Genomic DNA, 15754 nt, shown 5'->3' on the forward strand with positions numbered 1-15754 from the left:
CGGAGAACGCTCATGTCCCAGGCTATTCGCGACAATCTCAAGCGCCTGCTGGCGCCCCGGCACCTGGCGTTCGTCGGCGGGCGCAGCATGGCCCGTGCCCTCAAGCGTTGTGCCGAGGGTGGCTTTACCGGGCCGATGTGGCTGGTCAATCCGCAGCATGACCACCTCGAGGGTATTCCCTGTGTGCGCCGCGTCGCCGACCTGCCGTGCGGCCCGGACGCGGTATTTATCGCCACCCACCGTGAGCTGACGTTGACCTGTGTCGCCGAGCTGGCGGCTATCGGCACGGGCGGCGCCATCTGCTATGCCTCTGGCTTTGCCGAAACCGGTGCCAGTGGCGCGGTGTTACAGCAACAGTTGCTGGCGGCGGCGGGGCAGATGGCCTTGCTGGGCCCCAACTGCTACGGCCTGCTCGACTACCTGCACCGCTCGGCGCTGTGGCCGGTGGCCCATGGCGGCAAGGCCGTCGAGAAGGGCGTGGCGGTGCTGACCCAGAGCGGCAACTTCGCCTATAACCTGTCGATGAGCGATCGCTCGTTACCGGTGGCCTATATGGCTTCGGTGGGTAACCAGGCGCAGCTGGGCGTTGCCGAACTGATGGATGTGTTGCTCGATGAACCACGCGTTACTGCCATCGGCCTGCACCTGGAAGGTTTGAAGAATGTGCCGGGGTTTGCCCGCGCCGCGCATAAGGCGCTGGAGAAGGGTATTCCGATTATCGCGTTGAAAACCGGCGTGTCGCAGATCGGTGCCGAGCTGGCGTTGAGTCATACCAGTTCGTTGTCCGGCTCCGATGTGTTGTACGACAGCCTGTTTGCGCGGCTGGGCGTGATCCGGGTCAGTGGCCCGGTGAGTTTTGTCGAGACGTTGAAGGCGGCAGCGTGCGGCAATCTACCGGGCGGCCATCGCCTGATTGCGCTGGCCTGTTCCGGGGGCGATGCCGGGCTGATCGCAGACTATGCCGAGCGCAACCGCCTGGCCTTGCCCAAACTGGATGAAAACCAGCGCGGTGAACTGGCGCAGGTGTTGCCCAGCTACGCCAACCTGGTCAACCCATTGGACTTCACCACTGCCATCTGGGGCGACAGCACGGCACTCAACCGCATGCTCGACACGGTCCTGCGTACCGACGCCGATGCTGCGATGCTGGTACTGGACTACCCGGCTGAATTCACCGGTGAGCGCCAGGAATGCGACCTGTTGCTCGAGCTGTTCTGCAATGCGCTCAGTCGGCACGGCAAGACCGGTTTCGTCACTTCGGCTTTTCCCGAATTGCTGCCGCCCCATGCCCGTGAGCGTTTGCATGCCCAAGGCATTGCTGCGTTGCAAGGTGTGGAGGACGCACTCGCAGCCTGGGGACGGATCGCTGGGTATCAACATCAGCGACGCATCTTGCTGGCGCGGGGCGAATCCCGCCTCGCTCCGCTGTGCCCCCTCCCTTTGCAAGGCCAGGGCCTGGCGCTGGATGAGTGGGCGTCCAAGCAAGCCTTGCGGGTTTTCGGCTTGAACACCCCGGCCGCGGTGTTGAGTACACCGGGGCGGGCACTGGCCGATGCGAGCCTGTTGGGCTACCCGCTGGTGCTCAAAGCGGTCAGCGCTCAGTTACCGCATAAAACCGAAGCCGGGGCCGTGGCGCTGAACCTGCAAAACGGCGAGGCCCTGGCGACTGCGCTTGAGCAGATGCGCACGCACATTGCCGCGTACGCACCGGGTGTGGTCTTCGATCAATTGTTGCTGGAATCCATGGCGCCGCCGCCGTTGGCCGAGTTGATCGTCGGCATCAAGCGCGAGAATGACTTCGGCCTGGCCCTGGTGATTGGCGCCGGGGGCGTCCTGGTGGAATTGCTCAAAGACAGCCGCTGCCTGCTGCTGCCCACCACGGATGATGCGATCCGCCGTGCTGTGCTCAGCTTGCGCAGCGCTGTCTTGCTGCAAGGCTTTCGCGGGCGCGAGGTGGCGGATATGGACGCGTTGGTCGCCGCCATCCGTGCAGTGGCCGACTACGCATGCGCCAACGCCGGGCAATTGCTGGAACTGGATGTAAACCCATTACTGGTCAATGCCCAGGGCGCCACGGCGGTCGATGCGTTGATTCGTTTAGGAGATGAGCATGCACGATAAAACGATGACCGGCGGCCAAGCCCTGGTGCGATTGCTGGCCCACTATGCGGTCGACACGGTGTTCGGCATTCCCGGCGTGCATACCCTGGAGCTGTATCGCGGGTTGCCTGGCAGCGGCATTCGCCACGTGTTGGCTCGCCATGAACAGGGCGCAGGCTTTATGGCCGACGGTTATGCGCGGGTCAGCGGCAAGCCGGGGGTGTGCTTTGTGATCACCGGGCCCGGCGTGACCAATGCGGCAACGGCCATCGGCCAGGCTTACGCGGACTCGATCCCGATGCTGGTGATTTCCAGCGTCAACCACACCGCCAGCCTGGGCAAGGGCTGGGGCAGCTTGCATGAGACCCAGGACCAGCGGGCGATCACTGCGCCGATCACTGCGTTTTCAGCGGTGGCCTTGAATGCCGAGGACTTGCCCGAATTGATCGCCCGTGCCTATGCGGTGTTCGACAGTGAGCGGCCACGGCCGGTGCATATCTCGGTACCACTGGATGTGTTGGCGGCGCCCATTCAAAGGGACTGGAGCCATGAGGTGGTGCGGCGTCCCGGGCGCGGCCTGCCTGCGGCGCACTGCCTGGATCAGGCGGCGGCGAAACTCTCTGCGGCCAGGCGCCCGATGATCATTGCCGGCGGTGGCGCGCTGGCGGCCGGTGCGGTGTTGCGGCGCTTGAGCACAGTGCTGGCGGCACCGTTTTTCACCAGTGTCGCGGGTAAAGGCCTGTTGCCGATCGATGACCCGTTGAATGCCGGTGCGACCCTTTGCGTGGCGCCGGGCTGGCAACTGATCAGCGAGGCGGATGTGGTGCTGGCAGTCGGCACCGAGATGGCCGACACCGATTATTGGTGCGAGCGTTTGCCGCTCAAGGGCGAGCTGCTGCGGGTGGATATCGACCCGCGCAAATTCAATGATGTCTACCCCTGTGCGGTGGCGCTTAACGGCGACGCCGAGCAGACCTTACGGGCCTTGCTGGAACGCCTGCCGTCTGCACCGCGCGACGCTGACGCGGCGGCATCACACGTCGCGACGTTGCGGCAGGCAATAGCACGGGGGCACGGTCCATTGCAGTCGATCCACCAGGCCATTTTCGAGCGTATCCACGCCGAGTTGCCCGTCAACGCCTTCATCAGCAGCGACATGACCCAACTGGCCTATACCGGCAACTATGCCTTCCAAAGCCGCGCGCCGCGCAGCTGGCTGCACCCCACTGGCTACGGCACGCTGGGCTATGGCCTGCCGGCGGGCATCGGTGCCAAGTTCGCCGCGCCGCAACGCCCGGGGTTGGTGCTGGTGGGCGACGGCGGTTTTCTCTACACCGCCCAGGAACTGGCGACCGCCGTCGAGGAACTGGACAGCCCGCTGGTGGTACTGCTGTGGAACAACGACGCCCTTGGCCAGATCCGCGACGACATGCTGAGCCTCGAGATCGAACCTATCGGCGTGCTGCCGCGCAATCCGAATTTCGCGCTGCTCGGCCAGGCATTCGGCTGCACGGTGAACCAGCCACAGAACCTGGATGAACTGCAAACGGACTTGCGCAATGGCTTCAAGCGCAATGGCGTGACCTTGATCGAGCTGAAACATGCCTGTGCCTGTTGACCTTCAGAGGAGCAAGACCATGGGCGAACACCACATGACTCAAGCCATGCACCTACGGGACATCCTCAGACCCAGCGTCGTGGCCGAGCGGTTTGACTGGCCCAACGGGCGGCGCACACTGCTTGAGGAACTGACATGAAAGTTTTGATTGTGCATGCCCATCCGGAGCCGCAGTCGTTTACCGCCGCGTTGCGCGACCAGGCCATCGCCACGCTGCAAGGACTGGGGCATGCGGTGCAGGTCAGCGATTTGTATGCCATGAACTGGAACCCGGTGGCATCGGCGTCGGATTTTTCCACCCGAGAGAATCCCGACTACCTGGTGTACGCCCTGGAGCAGCGCCTGGGGGTGAAAAAGCAGTCGATAGCGGCGGATATCCAGGGCGAGCTGGATAAGTTGCTGTGGGCCGATCTGTTGATCCTTAATTTTCCGATCTTCTGGTTCTCGGCACCGGCGATGCTCAAGGGGTGGATCGACCGGGTGTTGGTGTCGGGGGTGTGTTACGGCGGTAAGCGCTTTTACGATCAGGGTGGGCTGGCGGGCAAGCGGGCACTGGTCACGGTAACCTTGGGTGGGCGCGAGCATATGTTCGGCGAGGGGGCGATCCATGGTCCGTTGGAGGAGATGTTGCGCCCGATTCTGCGCGGGACGCTGGCGTATGTGGGGTTTGAGGTGCTGGCGCCGTTTGTGGCATGGCATGTGCCGTATATCAGCACCGAAGCGCGGCAGGATTTTCTGATGGGGTACGAGCAGCGGCTGCAAGGGCTGGCGGATGAGCAGCCCCTGGTGTTCCCGAAACTTGAGCAGTTCGACGAAGCGCTGCACCCCCTGTCCTGAACCGAACATCCCTTCAATGGGGGAGGGGGCCTGTCCCCTCCCAGATGCCCGTCAGTGGGCTGCGCGGTGTTCCCGCAAACGCTCTGCCGCATTGCGCAGCAACTGCTCGGTGCTATCCCACCCCAGGCAACCATCGGTCACCGACACGCCATAGTTCATCGATGTGCTCAACGGCTGGCAGCCTTCGAACAGATGACTTTCCAGCATCATGCCGATCAGCGCGGTGTCCCCTTGCAGGCGTTGCTCCAGCACATCATTGAACACCGCCGGCTGACGCAGCGGGTCTTTGCCGCTGTTGGCATGGCTGCAATCGACCATGATCCGCGCGGCCACCTTGGCCTTGGCCAGGTCGAGTTTCACCTGGGCCACACTCTGCGCGTCGTAATTCGGCCCACGGTGACCGCCGCGCAGCACCAGATGGGTGTCGGGGTTGCCCGAGGTCTGGATGATCGCCGGGTGGCCCTGGCTGTCGACGCCGAAGTGTCGATGCGGGTGGGAGGCCGAGCGCATCGCGTCACAGGCAATCGCGACGCCGCCGTCGGTACCGTTCTTGAAGCCCACGGGCAGGCCCAGGCCGCTGGCCATTTCGCGGTGGATCTGCGATTCGGTGGTGCGCGCGCCAATGGCGACCCAACTGAGCAGGTCGTCGAAGTAGCCGGCGGCCATGGGTTGCAGCAGCTCGGTGGCAACCGGCAGGCCCAGGCGCAGCATTTCGCGCATCAGCTCGCGGGACAGGGTCAGGCCAGCGGCCATGTCGTCGCTGCCATCCAGGTGGGGATCGTAGGCCAGGCCTTTCCAGCCGATAGTGGTGCGCGGTTTTTCGACGTAGGCGCGGATCACCAGCAGCATCTGGTCGCTGACATCCAGGGCCAGCCTCTTCAGGTTGCGCGCGTATTCCATGGCCGATTTCGGGTCGTGGATCGAGCAGGGGCCGACAATCACCAGCAAGCGAGAGTCGTCGCCATCGAGGATGGCACGCACGGCTTGGCGATGGGCGTGGATCTGCTGGTCGAGGAACGGGCTGAGGGGCAACTGGTGCTTGAGCTCAAGCGCGCTGGGCAAGCGCTGGGTCAGGGCTTCATTGGCGCTGGTCAAGGCGCTGTTCAGGGCAGAGAGGGGCAGAGCGGCGACGGAGGAGTTCATATTCAAGGCTTCCTGGGCAAGCGGCGGGCTGTTCCCGCACGCTTGGCCCTACTGGGGTGTTCGACAATTGGCCGTATTGGCTACGTGAGTTGGCTTGCCACCAATAGGTGACCGATCGGAGGCGGCAGGCTGTCCCGAGCGGAGCTTGCTAAATCGCCATGCAGTGGAAGTGTCGTAGCGGTAATAAGTGGCGTAGTTCATGACGTGATTCCTTTAAGTGTTCTTGATCAATCAAAAAAAGTGGCGGCCTGAAAAAACAAAACCCCCGGTCGGGGAGCCGACCGGGGGTTAGATTTCTCTGGTAGGCGACCCCTTGAATAGTGGGCGCCGATTTCAGGTATCAGGCGCGCCAGTGGCTAAACCAATACCCAAAATAAAAGCTGACCAGTGCGCTCAAACCGTTAACGCGGGTAGCCACGACCGAGCGCGGGGCGCTGGAAGCAGGGCAAACCTGGGTTTGGGTGAGTTGCAACATGGTATGTCTCCAAATGATGGGGGGAGCTTACTAGAGGCTTGCGGTTGGATTCAATCAGTAATTTCTATTACGTGGAGGTACTTACGACTATGGGGGGAGTGCCGATATGCTGGTCGCACTTCGATAATGATTGCGGGGACGCGACCATGACTGCCTTGACCCTTGCAGCAGCCCAAACAACTTCCATCGCGGGCGATGTGCCGGCCAATCTTCAGCGGCACCTGGCGTTCATGCGGGCGGCAGCCGGCCATGGCGTGCAATTGCTGGTGTTCCCAGAGCTGTCATTGACCGGGTATGAACCGTCCCTGGCGGATGAATTGGCCATAGCGCCTGAAGACGCACGGCTGGCGCCCCTGCGGGAAATGGCGCGAGAGCTGCGGTTGACGGCGGTGGTGGGCATGCCGATCCGATTGGCTCCAGGCACGGGCGTGTTGATCGGTGCCCTGGTGCTGGGGGCGGATGGCTCCTTGGGGGTCTACACCAAGCAGCATCTGCATCCCGGCGAAGAGGTGGCATTCATTGCGGGACAGGGCGGTGCAGCGTTGGCGTGGGGAGACGATCGGATTGCGCTGGCGGTGTGTGCAGATTTCTCCCACTCAAGTCATCCGCGCAATGCCGCGCAATCGGGAGCAAACGTGTATGCCGCCGGCGTGTTGATCAGCGAGGCTGGCTATGCTGCCGATACCACTCTGTTGCAGGGGTACGCGGCTGAGCACCGTATGCTGGTAGTGATGGCCAACCATGGGGGCCCAACGGGCGGCTGGACCTCTGCCGGGCAAAGTGCCATCTGGGCTGCCGATGGCCTGGTTGCTGCGGCGTCCGGCACTGGCGAAGCACTGGTCATTGCGCGTCGCGAGGCTGGGCGCTGGACCGGACGGCAGGTGGCGATCTGAAAAGGGAGGGCGTGACAGTATGACATTCCACTTACGCGCGGCGACGGATCAGGACCGGCTGTTTGCACGTACGCTCACCCGTGAAGCGATGAATCGTTACTACGAGCAATTCGGTTTCATCTGGTCCAATGAAGGCTTCGATACAGCCTGGGCGGGACGAGAAAGCTGGTTGATCTGTCGCGACGATGCCGTGATAGGTTTTATCAGCCTGAGCCGGGACGATGAGGCGCTGTTCATCCGCGAGTTACACCTGGTCGAGGCGTTTCGCGGGCAAGGCGCGGGCAGTTGGGTGTTGGAGCAGATGGTCCTCAAGACTCGCGCGTTGGGTTTGAGGCTGCTGCGTCTGACGGTGTTCAAGACCAATCCTGCCAGGTTGCTTTATCTCCGGCACGGATTGAATGTCGTCCGGGATGAAGAGTGCTTCTGGCAAATGGAGCGTCTTTGTCAGACTCTCGACTAAAACAGGCACTGCACTTGAATTAGCGCATACTGGCTTCAGGAAACTACTTCTCTATCGCTGTGCTGGACTTCAGGTTCATCCAGGATAATCCCTTCTTTCATGCCCAACAGCACTGCCACCTTGTGGGCCTCTCCACGCCGTCCCTTTTTGCGCCCAGCGAGCACTTGATACGTGGTTGCCGGGTCCACGCCGTGTTCCCGGGCGAATGCTTGAACTGATTTACCTTGGTGTTCAAGCCAAGCCTTGGCTTGTGCAGCGGTGCGGATTCCGGGCATAGTTCAAAACCGTTCAAATTTGTTTAACCAAGGGATGAACGTATCACCTCTTGGGGTGTGCCAATTTAGGATCATACATCCAAATGAGTGGAATCGGTTCGCGTTTAAGGCAAGAAAGAGAGCGGCTTGGCCTGTCGCAAAAAGTTTTTGGTGAGATAGGAGGCGTAGAGGCCAACGCCCAAGGCAAGTATGAAAACGGAGGGCGCGCACCGAAAGCGGATTACTTGTCGCGCGTGGCAGCGAGAGGTGTGGACATCCTGTACGTGTTGACGGGCACTCCTACTCCGACGCAACTGGATAACCTGAGTCATCTCGAAGAAAAAGTCCTGGGCAACTACCGGGCAATGTTCAAGGAGGACCAGGATGCGATCCGGCGCTTGACCTCAACCTTGGCCGAGCTTTCATCGATAGTGAACGATAAACTCAAGCCGCTGCCCTAGGGTTCCTGACCTTTTGCCCAGGAAACAACGCTGTTCCTCACCCGAGGAACAGGCGCAGCGCGTTTAAACTCTATATATATGACACTTGCAACTAGGTCTGTGCCTTGGTTTTTGCTAAGGTGCTCGGCAACCTATAAGACCATATCGCGAGGTGTCTGCTTGATTAGGGTGCTAGTAGTCGATGACCATGATCTCGTTCGTACAGGCATTACACGAATGCTGGCTGACATCGATGGCCTGCAAGTAGTCGGCCAGGCTGAATCGGGGGAGGAGTCCCTGATCAAGGCTCGGGAATTGAAGCCCGATGTGGTGTTGATGGACGTGAAGATGCCTGGGATTGGCGGTCTTGGCGCCACCACCAAGTTGTTGCGCAGTCACCCGGACATCAAGGTTGTAGTGGTGACCGTATGTGAGGAAGACCCGTTTCCGACCCGCCTCTTGCAGGCAGGGGCGGCGGGTTACCTGACCAAGGGTGCGGGCCTGGCAGAGATGGTGCAAGCCATTCGCCTGGTGTTTGCAGGCCAGCGTTATATCAGCCCACAGATTGCCCAGCAGTTGGCCATCAAATCTTTCCAGCCCACCAGCGACTCGCCATTCGATGCGCTGTCGGAGCGGGAAATCCAGATCGCCTTGATGATTGTCGGTTGCCAGAAAGTACAGACAATCTCCGACAAGCTGTGCTTGTCGCCCAAGACCGTCAATACCTACCGCTATCGGATTTTCGAGAAGCTCGCCATCAGCAGTGATGTTGAATTGACCCTGCTCGCGGTCCGCCACGGCATGGTGGACGCCAGCGCCTGACATGACCACACCGTTTGATCCAAGTGCCTTCCTCTCAACCTGCAGTGGTCGCCCCGGCGTGTACCGCATGTTCGACAGCGAGGCACGCCTGCTCTATGTCGGCAAAGCCAAGAACCTGAAAAACCGCCTGGCGAGCTACTTTCGCAAGAGCGGCCTGGCGCCCAAGACGGCCGCCCTGGTGGCGCGCATCGCCCAGGTCGAGACGACCATCACGGCCAATGAAACCGAAGCGCTGCTGCTGGAACAGACGCTGATCAAGGAGTGGCGGCCGCCTTACAACATCCTGCTGCGCGACGATAAATCCTACCCCTACGTGTTTTTATCCGACGGTAACTTCCCACGCTTGAGCATTCATCGTGGCGCGAAGAAGCAGAAGGGCAAGTACTTCGGCCCTTACCCCAGCGCCGGCGCCATCCGCGAAAGCCTTAGCCTGCTGCAGAAGACCTTTTTCGTGCGCCAGTGCGAAGACAGCTTCTACAAGAACCGTACGCGGCCGTGCCTGCAATACCAGATCAAACGCTGCAAGGCGCCCTGTGTGGGCCTGGTGGAGCCGGCGGAGTACGCCGAAGATGTACGTCACTCGGTGATGTTCCTCGAAGGTCGCAGCAATGCCCTGACCGATGAACTGTCCGGTGCCATGGAGCAGGCAGCCAGCACCCTGGATTTCGAGCGCGCTGCCGAGCTGCGTGACCAGATCTCCCTGTTGCGCCGTGTGCAGGACCAGCAAAGCATGGAGGGCGGCACCGGCGACGTCGACGTGGTCGCGGCTTTCGTCAACCCGGGCGGCGCCTGTGTGCACCTGATCAGCGTGCGTGGCGGGCGGGTGCTGGGCAGCAAGAACTTCTTCCCGCAGACCGGTATCGACGAGGAAGTGGCCGAAGTCATGGCCGCCTTCCTTGGCCAGTACTACGTCAGCAGCCCCGAGCGCGACTTGCCGTCCGAATTGATCGTCAACGTGGTGCATGAAGATTTCCCCACATTGATCGAGGCGATCCACGAACTGCGTGGTCGCGAGCTGGACATCAGCCACCGCGTGCGCGGCACCCGTGCCCGCTGGCAGCAACTGGCCGTGACCAATGCCGAGCAGGCCCTGGGGGCACGTCTGGCCAATCGACAGCACGTGGCCGCACGCTTCGAGGCCCTGGCCGAAGTCCTCAACCTGGACGAGCCACCCCAGCGCCTGGAGTGCTATGACATCAGCCACTCCAGCGGCGAGGCGACGGTGGCCTCGTGCGTGGTATTCGGGCCGGAGGGGCCGATCAAGTCCGATTATCGGCGCTATAACATCGAAGGCGTCACCGCTGGCGACGACTACGCCGCGATGCACCAGGCCCTCACGCGCCGCTTCAGCAAGTTGAAGGACGGGGAGGGCAAACTGCCCGATATCCTGCTGGTCGATGGCGGCAAGGGCCAGTTGTCCATGGCCCGTGACGTGCTTAACGAACTGGCGGTGCCTGACCTGATCCTGCTCGGCGTGGCCAAGGGGACCACGCGCAAGGCCGGTTTCGAGACGTTGTACTTGAATGATGCCGCCCATGAGTTCACCTTGAAGGGCGACTCCCCCGCGCTGCACCTGATCCAACAGATCCGCGACGAGGCGCATCGTTTCGCCATTACCGGCCATCGCGCCCGTCGCGGTAAAACCCGGCGAACTTCAACGCTGGAAGGGGTTGCCGGGGTTGGCCCGACACGCCGACGCGATCTGCTTAAACATTTTGGTGGCTTGCAGGAGCTATCCCGTGCCAGCATTGACGAAATTGCCAAAGCTCCCGGTATCAGTAAAAAGCTCGCTGAGTTGATTTATGCCAATCTGCACAGCGAATAGAATGCCTTCTCACCTCGTAGCCAGTTGTGCCGATGAATATCCCTAATCTGATCACCGTTCTACGCGTTCTCCTTATTCCGATTTTCATTCTGTTGTTCTATTTGCCGTACGAGTGGAGCTATATGGCCTCCAGTTCGGTATTTGCTTTTGCTGCCGCAACCGACTGGCTTGATGGCTACCTGGCTCGCCGCCTGGAACAGAGCACGCCGTTCGGCGCATTCCTCGACCCGGTGGCCGACAAATTGATGGTCGCCGTGGCCTTGGTCCTCCTGGTGCAAGAGCACGGTAACCTGTGGTTGACCTTGCCGGCCGCCGTAATCATCGGGCGCGAGATCGTTGTCTCGGCCCTGCGCGAATGGATGGCCGAAATTGGTGCCCGTGCCCATGTGGCTGTTTCGAACATGGGCAAATGGAAAACCGCCGCGCAGATGCTTGCACTGGTGATCCTGCTGGCCAACCCGTCGGATTTCACCTTCTGGGTGCTGCTGGGCTATGCCTTGCTCCTGATCGCCGCTGGCCTGACGTTGTGGTCCATGCTCCAGTATTTACGCGCTGCCTGGCCGCATCTGCGTACCACCGTTGAAAAGAAATAAAACTTTTTTGAATCAAGGGGTTGACGGGTGGTGAGGATTCTATAGAATGCGCATCACCAAGACGCGGGAATAGCTCAGTTGGTAGAGCACGACCTTGCCAAGGTCGGGGTCGCGAGTTCGAGTCTCGTTTCCCGCTCCAAAATTTAAAAAAAGCCACTCATATGAGTGGCTTTTTTTTTGTGCCTTTGCCCCACTTGGAACATTTGAATACAGGACTCGGGCCCGTTGTGCATAACATCGCCGAGTCGTGCAGTTGTAGTTTCAGGCAAGGCCGACACTTGCCGAGAGCCTGGTACCTTTGACCCCCATCATGCGGTATGACCACCGAGCACTTCAGCCACCCAGTCGGCAATGTACTGACCGGCATTGATGCTGTTATCAAAACTTGAATGCTGCACACCCCCTTCGCGTTCGGTGAAGATTTTCAGCTCGCGCTTTGGACTGTTGACCAGTTGCTCATAGGTTCGGTGTGCCCACTTAAGCGGAATCTGCGAGTCCTTTTCACCGTGGGTGACCAGGAAGGGCACCTTGATGCGATCCAGGATGCCGTCCAGATGGACGTTCTCTGCGATGGTCATGAATTCGTCCGTATCCTTGGCGCCCCATACCCACGACACATGCGACCAGTAATGCGGCACCGGGAAACTGCCTTCCTTTTCCATGCGACGCTTCTGCACATCACGCCAGTCATGGTTGGCCCCCCACACTACGCCGCAAGCGAAGCGCGGTTCGAAGGCGACCGCGCGTGGGCAGTAGTAGCCGCCGAGGGATACGCCTTCCAGGCCAATACGTTTGGCGTCGATATCGTCGCGGGTTTCCAGCCAGTCCACCACGCGGCTGGCCCAATGCTCGCTGTCGAAACGCGCCGTCAGGTGATGCAGGCGCAGTGCTTCGCCCGTGCCGGGTTGGTCGATGATCAATGACGACACGCCACGTTTGGCCAGCCAGGTGGGCAGGCCGACGCGGTATTTCATTTCTTTGGTGGAATCCAGTCCATTGACCTGCACCAGAATCGGCGCCGGGCCGCTGACGCCTTCGGCACGAACCAGCAGACCGGAAAGGTGTTTGCCTTCGTAAGGGATCTCAACGCGCTCGCAGTTTTCTCGCGCCAGCTCGATACCGCGTTGGAAGGTGTGCAGAAAGCGTTGGTACAGCTGCGTGCGGCCAGGAGCACCATGGGCCTGCAGGCGCTCGCAGCTCAGGTAATAGGTGGCGGCGCGGTTGTATTTTTCGCCGGCTGACAACATTCGGCCTTTGGCTTCGTCTTCTTCAGCCAGGCCGCACAGCTTGTCGGCCATGTTCGCCCAGGTTTCACGGAAGGCCTTGCTGCCGGCGGCATCCGGCTGCTTGGCGGCTTCTTGCAGTGGCGCACACATCTCTTCGATTTCGCCGATGCGGGCGCCCATTTCAATGGCCAGATCGACGGAGAGATTCCATACGTAGTTGGTCGGGAAGTAGCGAAACATGAGGGTAATTGTCCTTGTGCAAGCAAAGGCAGACGGCCAGGTCTTGAGCGGTGATCGCCGGACCTGGCGGTTCGAAGCAGGCTAAGGGGAGGCCCATTGTTTGGCTAATCGCGAGTCAGGATGGGAGGTATTGCGAACGCAGATAGAACGTATGCGCGCCGTCGACCCGAGGGTCTCTACTCGCCCTTCAAGCAGCCACTACTGCTCCAACTCGTTGATGATTTGACTGATCTTCGCCCGCAGCCAACGGTGCATCGGATCCCCCTCCATGGTCCGGTGCCATAGCATGAACTCACGCATCACCGGGATCTTCACCGGGGGTTGCACGATGCGCAGCGGCAGGTAGTCGGCATAAAGCCTGGCCATGCGCTGGAGCATGGTGGCCACGCGTTGGGTGCCGACGATCAACTGCGGCAAGGTGTTGAAGTCGTGGGTCACCACTTCCATGCGACGCGTGAAACCGTACTGGCTCATCAGCCATTCTTCGACGCTCAACTGCCGGTTTCGGCCGAAAATCACCGAGACATGGCCCATCTCGATGTACTGATCGAGGGTGATGCTGTCGCCCACTTGGGTGTTGCCGTCCCACACCACGCAAACATGCTCTTCTTCGAACAGCAGTTGCGATGGGTGACCTTCGATCAGGTAGCGCTCGGGCACGATCATCATGTCGGCCTCGCCACGCATCAGCAGCTCGGTGGAGGCGTCGCCAGGGCCCAGCAGTTCGAAGGTAATGTGCGGGGCTTCCAGGGAGATCTTCTGGATCACCCGGGCAAACAGAACGCTGATCAGATAGTCCGACGTGATCAGGCGAAAATGGCGCTTGCTGGTGGCGGGGTCAAACACCGGTTTGGCGGTGATCGAGGACTGGATCGTCAGCAGTACCTGGCGCACGGGCGCCGCCAGTTCGCGGGCGTAGGGCGTGGGTTGCATCTTGCGCCCGACCTGCGCCAGCAGTTCGTCTTCGAAGTAGAGGCGCAGCCTGCCCAGTACGCCGCTGGTGGCGGATTGGGTCATGTGCAGGCGTTCGGCGGCGCGTGTGATGTTCTGCTCTTCCAGTAACACATCCAGCGCCACCAGGAGGTTGAGATCCAAGTGGTTAAAACGCATGGCGGTCTCGATTCTTGTATTTATTTTGTAAATACCTTCCGACCTTCCTATCGCGCCGTCAAGCCCCCTGACGAGGGGCGTCGGCCTGTGTCTTTGGGTTTTTCCCCGTCATTGGGTGCTGCGCGACCAGGTATTGCGTTTGCCGATAGGTCGCATCCCGACAAGCGATTAGTCAGTACGTTTTTGCCACTTCAGTATCGGCCCACAGTCGGTTGGCCGTGACGCTCTATCGACTCCACAACCAGCATCAGCAGCGCACTGCCAGGCATTGCTGTCCGGCCCGTGTGCTGAATAATTCAAATGGAGTGGTAACAATGAACATCATTGGCCTTGATGCCTTGATTTTTGGCGTCGACGACATTCAAGCCTGTACCCATTGCCTGCGTGACTATGGCCTGCAACCTGTCGATGTCGACAGCGAGGGCGGCCGTTTTGAAGCCCTCGACGGCACGGCCGTGATTATCCGTCGTGCTGACGATGCCCGTCTGCCGGCGGCCATCGGGCCAGCGCCCTCGATTCGTGAAACCATTTATGGCGTGGCCAGCGTCGCTGATCTTGAGGCCATCGCCGATGAGTTGGGGCGCGATCGCCTGGTGACCCGTGGCGCGGATGGTTCGGTGCACAGTGTGGACGATATGGGGTTTGCCCTGGGTTTCCAGATCAGTGTACGGCGCCCCTACAGCGCGCCAGCCGACCTGACCAATGCGCCGGGCCATGCTCCCCAGCGTCCGGTCAACCAACCGGGCATCACCCCCGACATGCAGGCCCTGCCACGCACCCTTTCCCACGTGGTGTATTTCGTGCCGGATGCGGCCAAGGCCGAGGCCTTTTACAAACGCCTGGGCTTCACGACCACCGACACCTTCGTGGGCGCCGGCCCGTTCATGCGTCCAGCCGGTTCCGATGACCACCATTGCCTGTTCATGATCCAGACGCCACCGCACATGAAGGGTTGCGAGCACTTCACCTTTCACATGGGCAGCGGCACGGAAGTGCTGCTGGCCGGGCGCCGTTTCGAACAGCAAGGCTGGACCAGCTTCTGGGGGCCGGGCCGTCACCTCTTCGGCTCCAACTGGTTCTGGTACTTCAACAGCCCGCTGGGCTGCCACATCGAATACGACGCCGACATGGACAAGCACGATGACGCCTGGCAAGCGCGCCAGGCGCCGTTGTCGGCGGATAACTCGCAGTTGTTCCTGTTCACGTCCCGGGAAAAATGGTTCCCCAGCGGCCCGCCGCCCAAGCAGGCCTGAGTGCGGATTTCGTCCATGAGTCACGACGTGATTGCGCTATGTCGCCTGGATGAACTGCTCGAAGGGCAGTCCCGTGGGTTCGATCCCCTGGGCACGGGAAAGGACAGCGTGTTTGCGCTGCGCCATGGCGGCGAGGTGCGGGTTTATCGCAACAGTTGCCCGCACCTGGAGGTGCGCCTGGAGTACCGCAAGGACCGTTTTCTCAGCGTCGATGGCAGCCAGATTGTCTGTTACGCCCATGGTGCCCGCTTCCTTCCGGACAGTGGCCTGTGCGTCTACGGGCCGTGTCTGGGCGAGCACCTGACGGCTTTGAAATGGCAGGCGCAGGCCGATTGGCTGGTGCTTGAAGCGGGTCAATTGGAGGCGTGTGCACCTGAGTCAACGTATCGCGGTTGCTGATACATCGTATCCCTACATGCGATTAGTCAAACGCCTGCTTTGCCGAGAAAGTGAGCACAACGCGCT

At 60.8% G+C, this 15754-nt stretch carries 15 protein-coding genes and 1 tRNA gene; 12 read left to right on the forward strand and 4 right to left on the reverse strand.

Going from position 1 to position 15754, the window contains the following annotated elements:
* The first annotated feature begins 12 nt into the window (after positions 1–12).
* The 3 genes from QU606_RS14505 to QU606_RS14515 all read left to right on the forward strand — a co-directional run bounded on the left by QU606_RS14505 (position 13) and on the right by QU606_RS14515 (position 4555).
* Positions 13–2121 (forward strand): acetate--CoA ligase family protein, encoded by a 2109-nt coding sequence (locus QU606_RS14505; RefSeq protein ID WP_304998492.1) that lies wholly within the window; start codon positions 13–15, stop codon positions 2119–2121.
* Positions 2111–3718 carry a 5-guanidino-2-oxopentanoate decarboxylase gene (locus tag QU606_RS14510; RefSeq protein WP_168233131.1) on the forward strand — a complete coding sequence of 536 codons (1608 nt, stop codon included), beginning with the start codon at positions 2111–2113 and terminating at the stop codon, positions 3716–3718. Before QU606_RS14505 ends, QU606_RS14510 begins: the two co-directional genes overlap by 11 nt.
* A 135-nt stretch (positions 3719–3853) precedes the next feature.
* On the forward strand, positions 3854–4555 hold the full coding sequence (locus QU606_RS14515; protein WP_168233132.1) for an NAD(P)H-dependent oxidoreductase: 702 nt from the start codon (positions 3854–3856) through the stop codon (positions 4553–4555).
* 51 nt (positions 4556–4606) lie between these two features.
* On the opposite strand, the gene QU606_RS14520 is transcribed toward QU606_RS14515, so the two are convergent.
* On the reverse strand, positions 4607–5698 hold the full coding sequence (locus tag QU606_RS14520) for a 3-deoxy-7-phosphoheptulonate synthase (RefSeq protein WP_102623951.1): 1092 nt from the start codon (positions 5696–5698) through the stop codon (positions 4607–4609).
* Between the two features lie 621 nt (positions 5699–6319).
* Between QU606_RS14520 and QU606_RS14525 the strand changes: the two genes are divergently transcribed.
* Both QU606_RS14525 and QU606_RS14530 read left to right on the forward strand, forming a co-directional pair.
* Positions 6320–7066, forward strand: a complete 747-nt coding sequence (locus tag QU606_RS14525; RefSeq protein WP_193690418.1) for a carbon-nitrogen hydrolase family protein — start codon at positions 6320–6322, stop codon at positions 7064–7066.
* A 19-nt stretch (positions 7067–7085) separates the two neighbouring features.
* Positions 7086–7526 carry a GNAT family N-acetyltransferase gene (locus tag QU606_RS14530; protein WP_193690419.1) on the forward strand — a complete coding sequence of 147 codons (441 nt, stop codon included), beginning with the start codon at positions 7086–7088 and terminating at the stop codon, positions 7524–7526.
* A 35-nt stretch (positions 7527–7561) separates the two neighbouring features.
* Here the strand turns inward: QU606_RS14530 and QU606_RS14535 are convergent, their stop codons facing one another.
* Positions 7562–7801 (reverse strand): DNA-binding protein, encoded by a 240-nt coding sequence (locus QU606_RS14535; RefSeq protein ID WP_024074540.1) that lies wholly within the window; start codon positions 7799–7801, stop codon positions 7562–7564.
* An 83-nt stretch (positions 7802–7884) separates the two neighbouring features.
* Between QU606_RS14535 and QU606_RS14540 the strand changes: the two genes are divergently transcribed.
* The 5 genes from QU606_RS14540 (at position 7885) to QU606_RS14560 (ending at position 11599) form a co-directional block, all read left to right on the forward strand.
* Positions 7885–8241: a helix-turn-helix domain-containing protein gene (locus tag QU606_RS14540; RefSeq protein WP_024074541.1), complete on the forward strand. Its 357-nt coding sequence runs from the start codon at positions 7885–7887 to the stop codon at positions 8239–8241.
* 159 nt (positions 8242–8400) lie between these two features.
* The gene (gene uvrY / locus QU606_RS14545) at positions 8401–9042 is read left to right on the forward strand and encodes a UvrY/SirA/GacA family response regulator transcription factor (protein ID WP_003190387.1); all 642 of its coding nucleotides are present in this window, start codon (positions 8401–8403) and stop codon (positions 9040–9042) included.
* Position 9043: 1 nt separating this feature from the next.
* Positions 9044–10867: an excinuclease ABC subunit UvrC gene (uvrC, locus tag QU606_RS14550; RefSeq protein ID WP_024074542.1), complete on the forward strand. Its 1824-nt coding sequence runs from the start codon at positions 9044–9046 to the stop codon at positions 10865–10867.
* Between the two features lie 32 nt (positions 10868–10899).
* Positions 10900–11460, forward strand: a complete 561-nt coding sequence (pgsA, locus tag QU606_RS14555) for a CDP-diacylglycerol--glycerol-3-phosphate 3-phosphatidyltransferase (RefSeq protein ID WP_012723427.1) — start codon at positions 10900–10902, stop codon at positions 11458–11460.
* Positions 11461–11523: 63 nt separating this feature from the next.
* Positions 11524–11599, forward strand: a tRNA-Gly gene (locus QU606_RS14560).
* A gap of 169 nt (positions 11600–11768) precedes the next feature.
* On the opposite strand, the gene QU606_RS14565 is transcribed toward QU606_RS14560, so the two are convergent.
* Both QU606_RS14565 and QU606_RS14570 read right to left on the reverse strand, forming a co-directional pair.
* A complete protein-coding gene (locus QU606_RS14565; RefSeq protein WP_168233135.1) occupies positions 11769–12926 on the reverse strand; it encodes a S9 family peptidase in 1158 nt (385 codons plus the stop codon).
* 198 nt (positions 12927–13124) lie between these two features.
* Complete coding sequence (locus QU606_RS14570; RefSeq protein ID WP_024074544.1) at positions 13125–14036, reverse strand: LysR family transcriptional regulator; 912 nt, start codon at positions 14034–14036, stop codon at positions 13125–13127.
* 314 nt (positions 14037–14350) lie between these two features.
* On the opposite strand from QU606_RS14570, the gene QU606_RS14575 reads away from it, so the two are divergent.
* The gene (locus QU606_RS14575) at positions 14351–15289 is read left to right on the forward strand and encodes a VOC family protein (protein ID WP_024074545.1); all 939 of its coding nucleotides are present in this window, start codon (positions 14351–14353) and stop codon (positions 15287–15289) included.
* A gap of 15 nt (positions 15290–15304) precedes the next feature.
* Positions 15305–15688, forward strand: coding sequence for a Rieske 2Fe-2S domain-containing protein (locus QU606_RS14580; RefSeq protein ID WP_304998494.1), 384 nt, complete (start codon positions 15305–15307; stop codon positions 15686–15688).
* Positions 15689–15754: the final 66 nt, after the last annotated feature.

The organism is Pseudomonas sp. OVF7 (genome assembly GCF_030644265.1).
GTDB lineage: Bacteria > Pseudomonadota > Gammaproteobacteria > Pseudomonadales > Pseudomonadaceae > Aquipseudomonas > Aquipseudomonas gorinensis.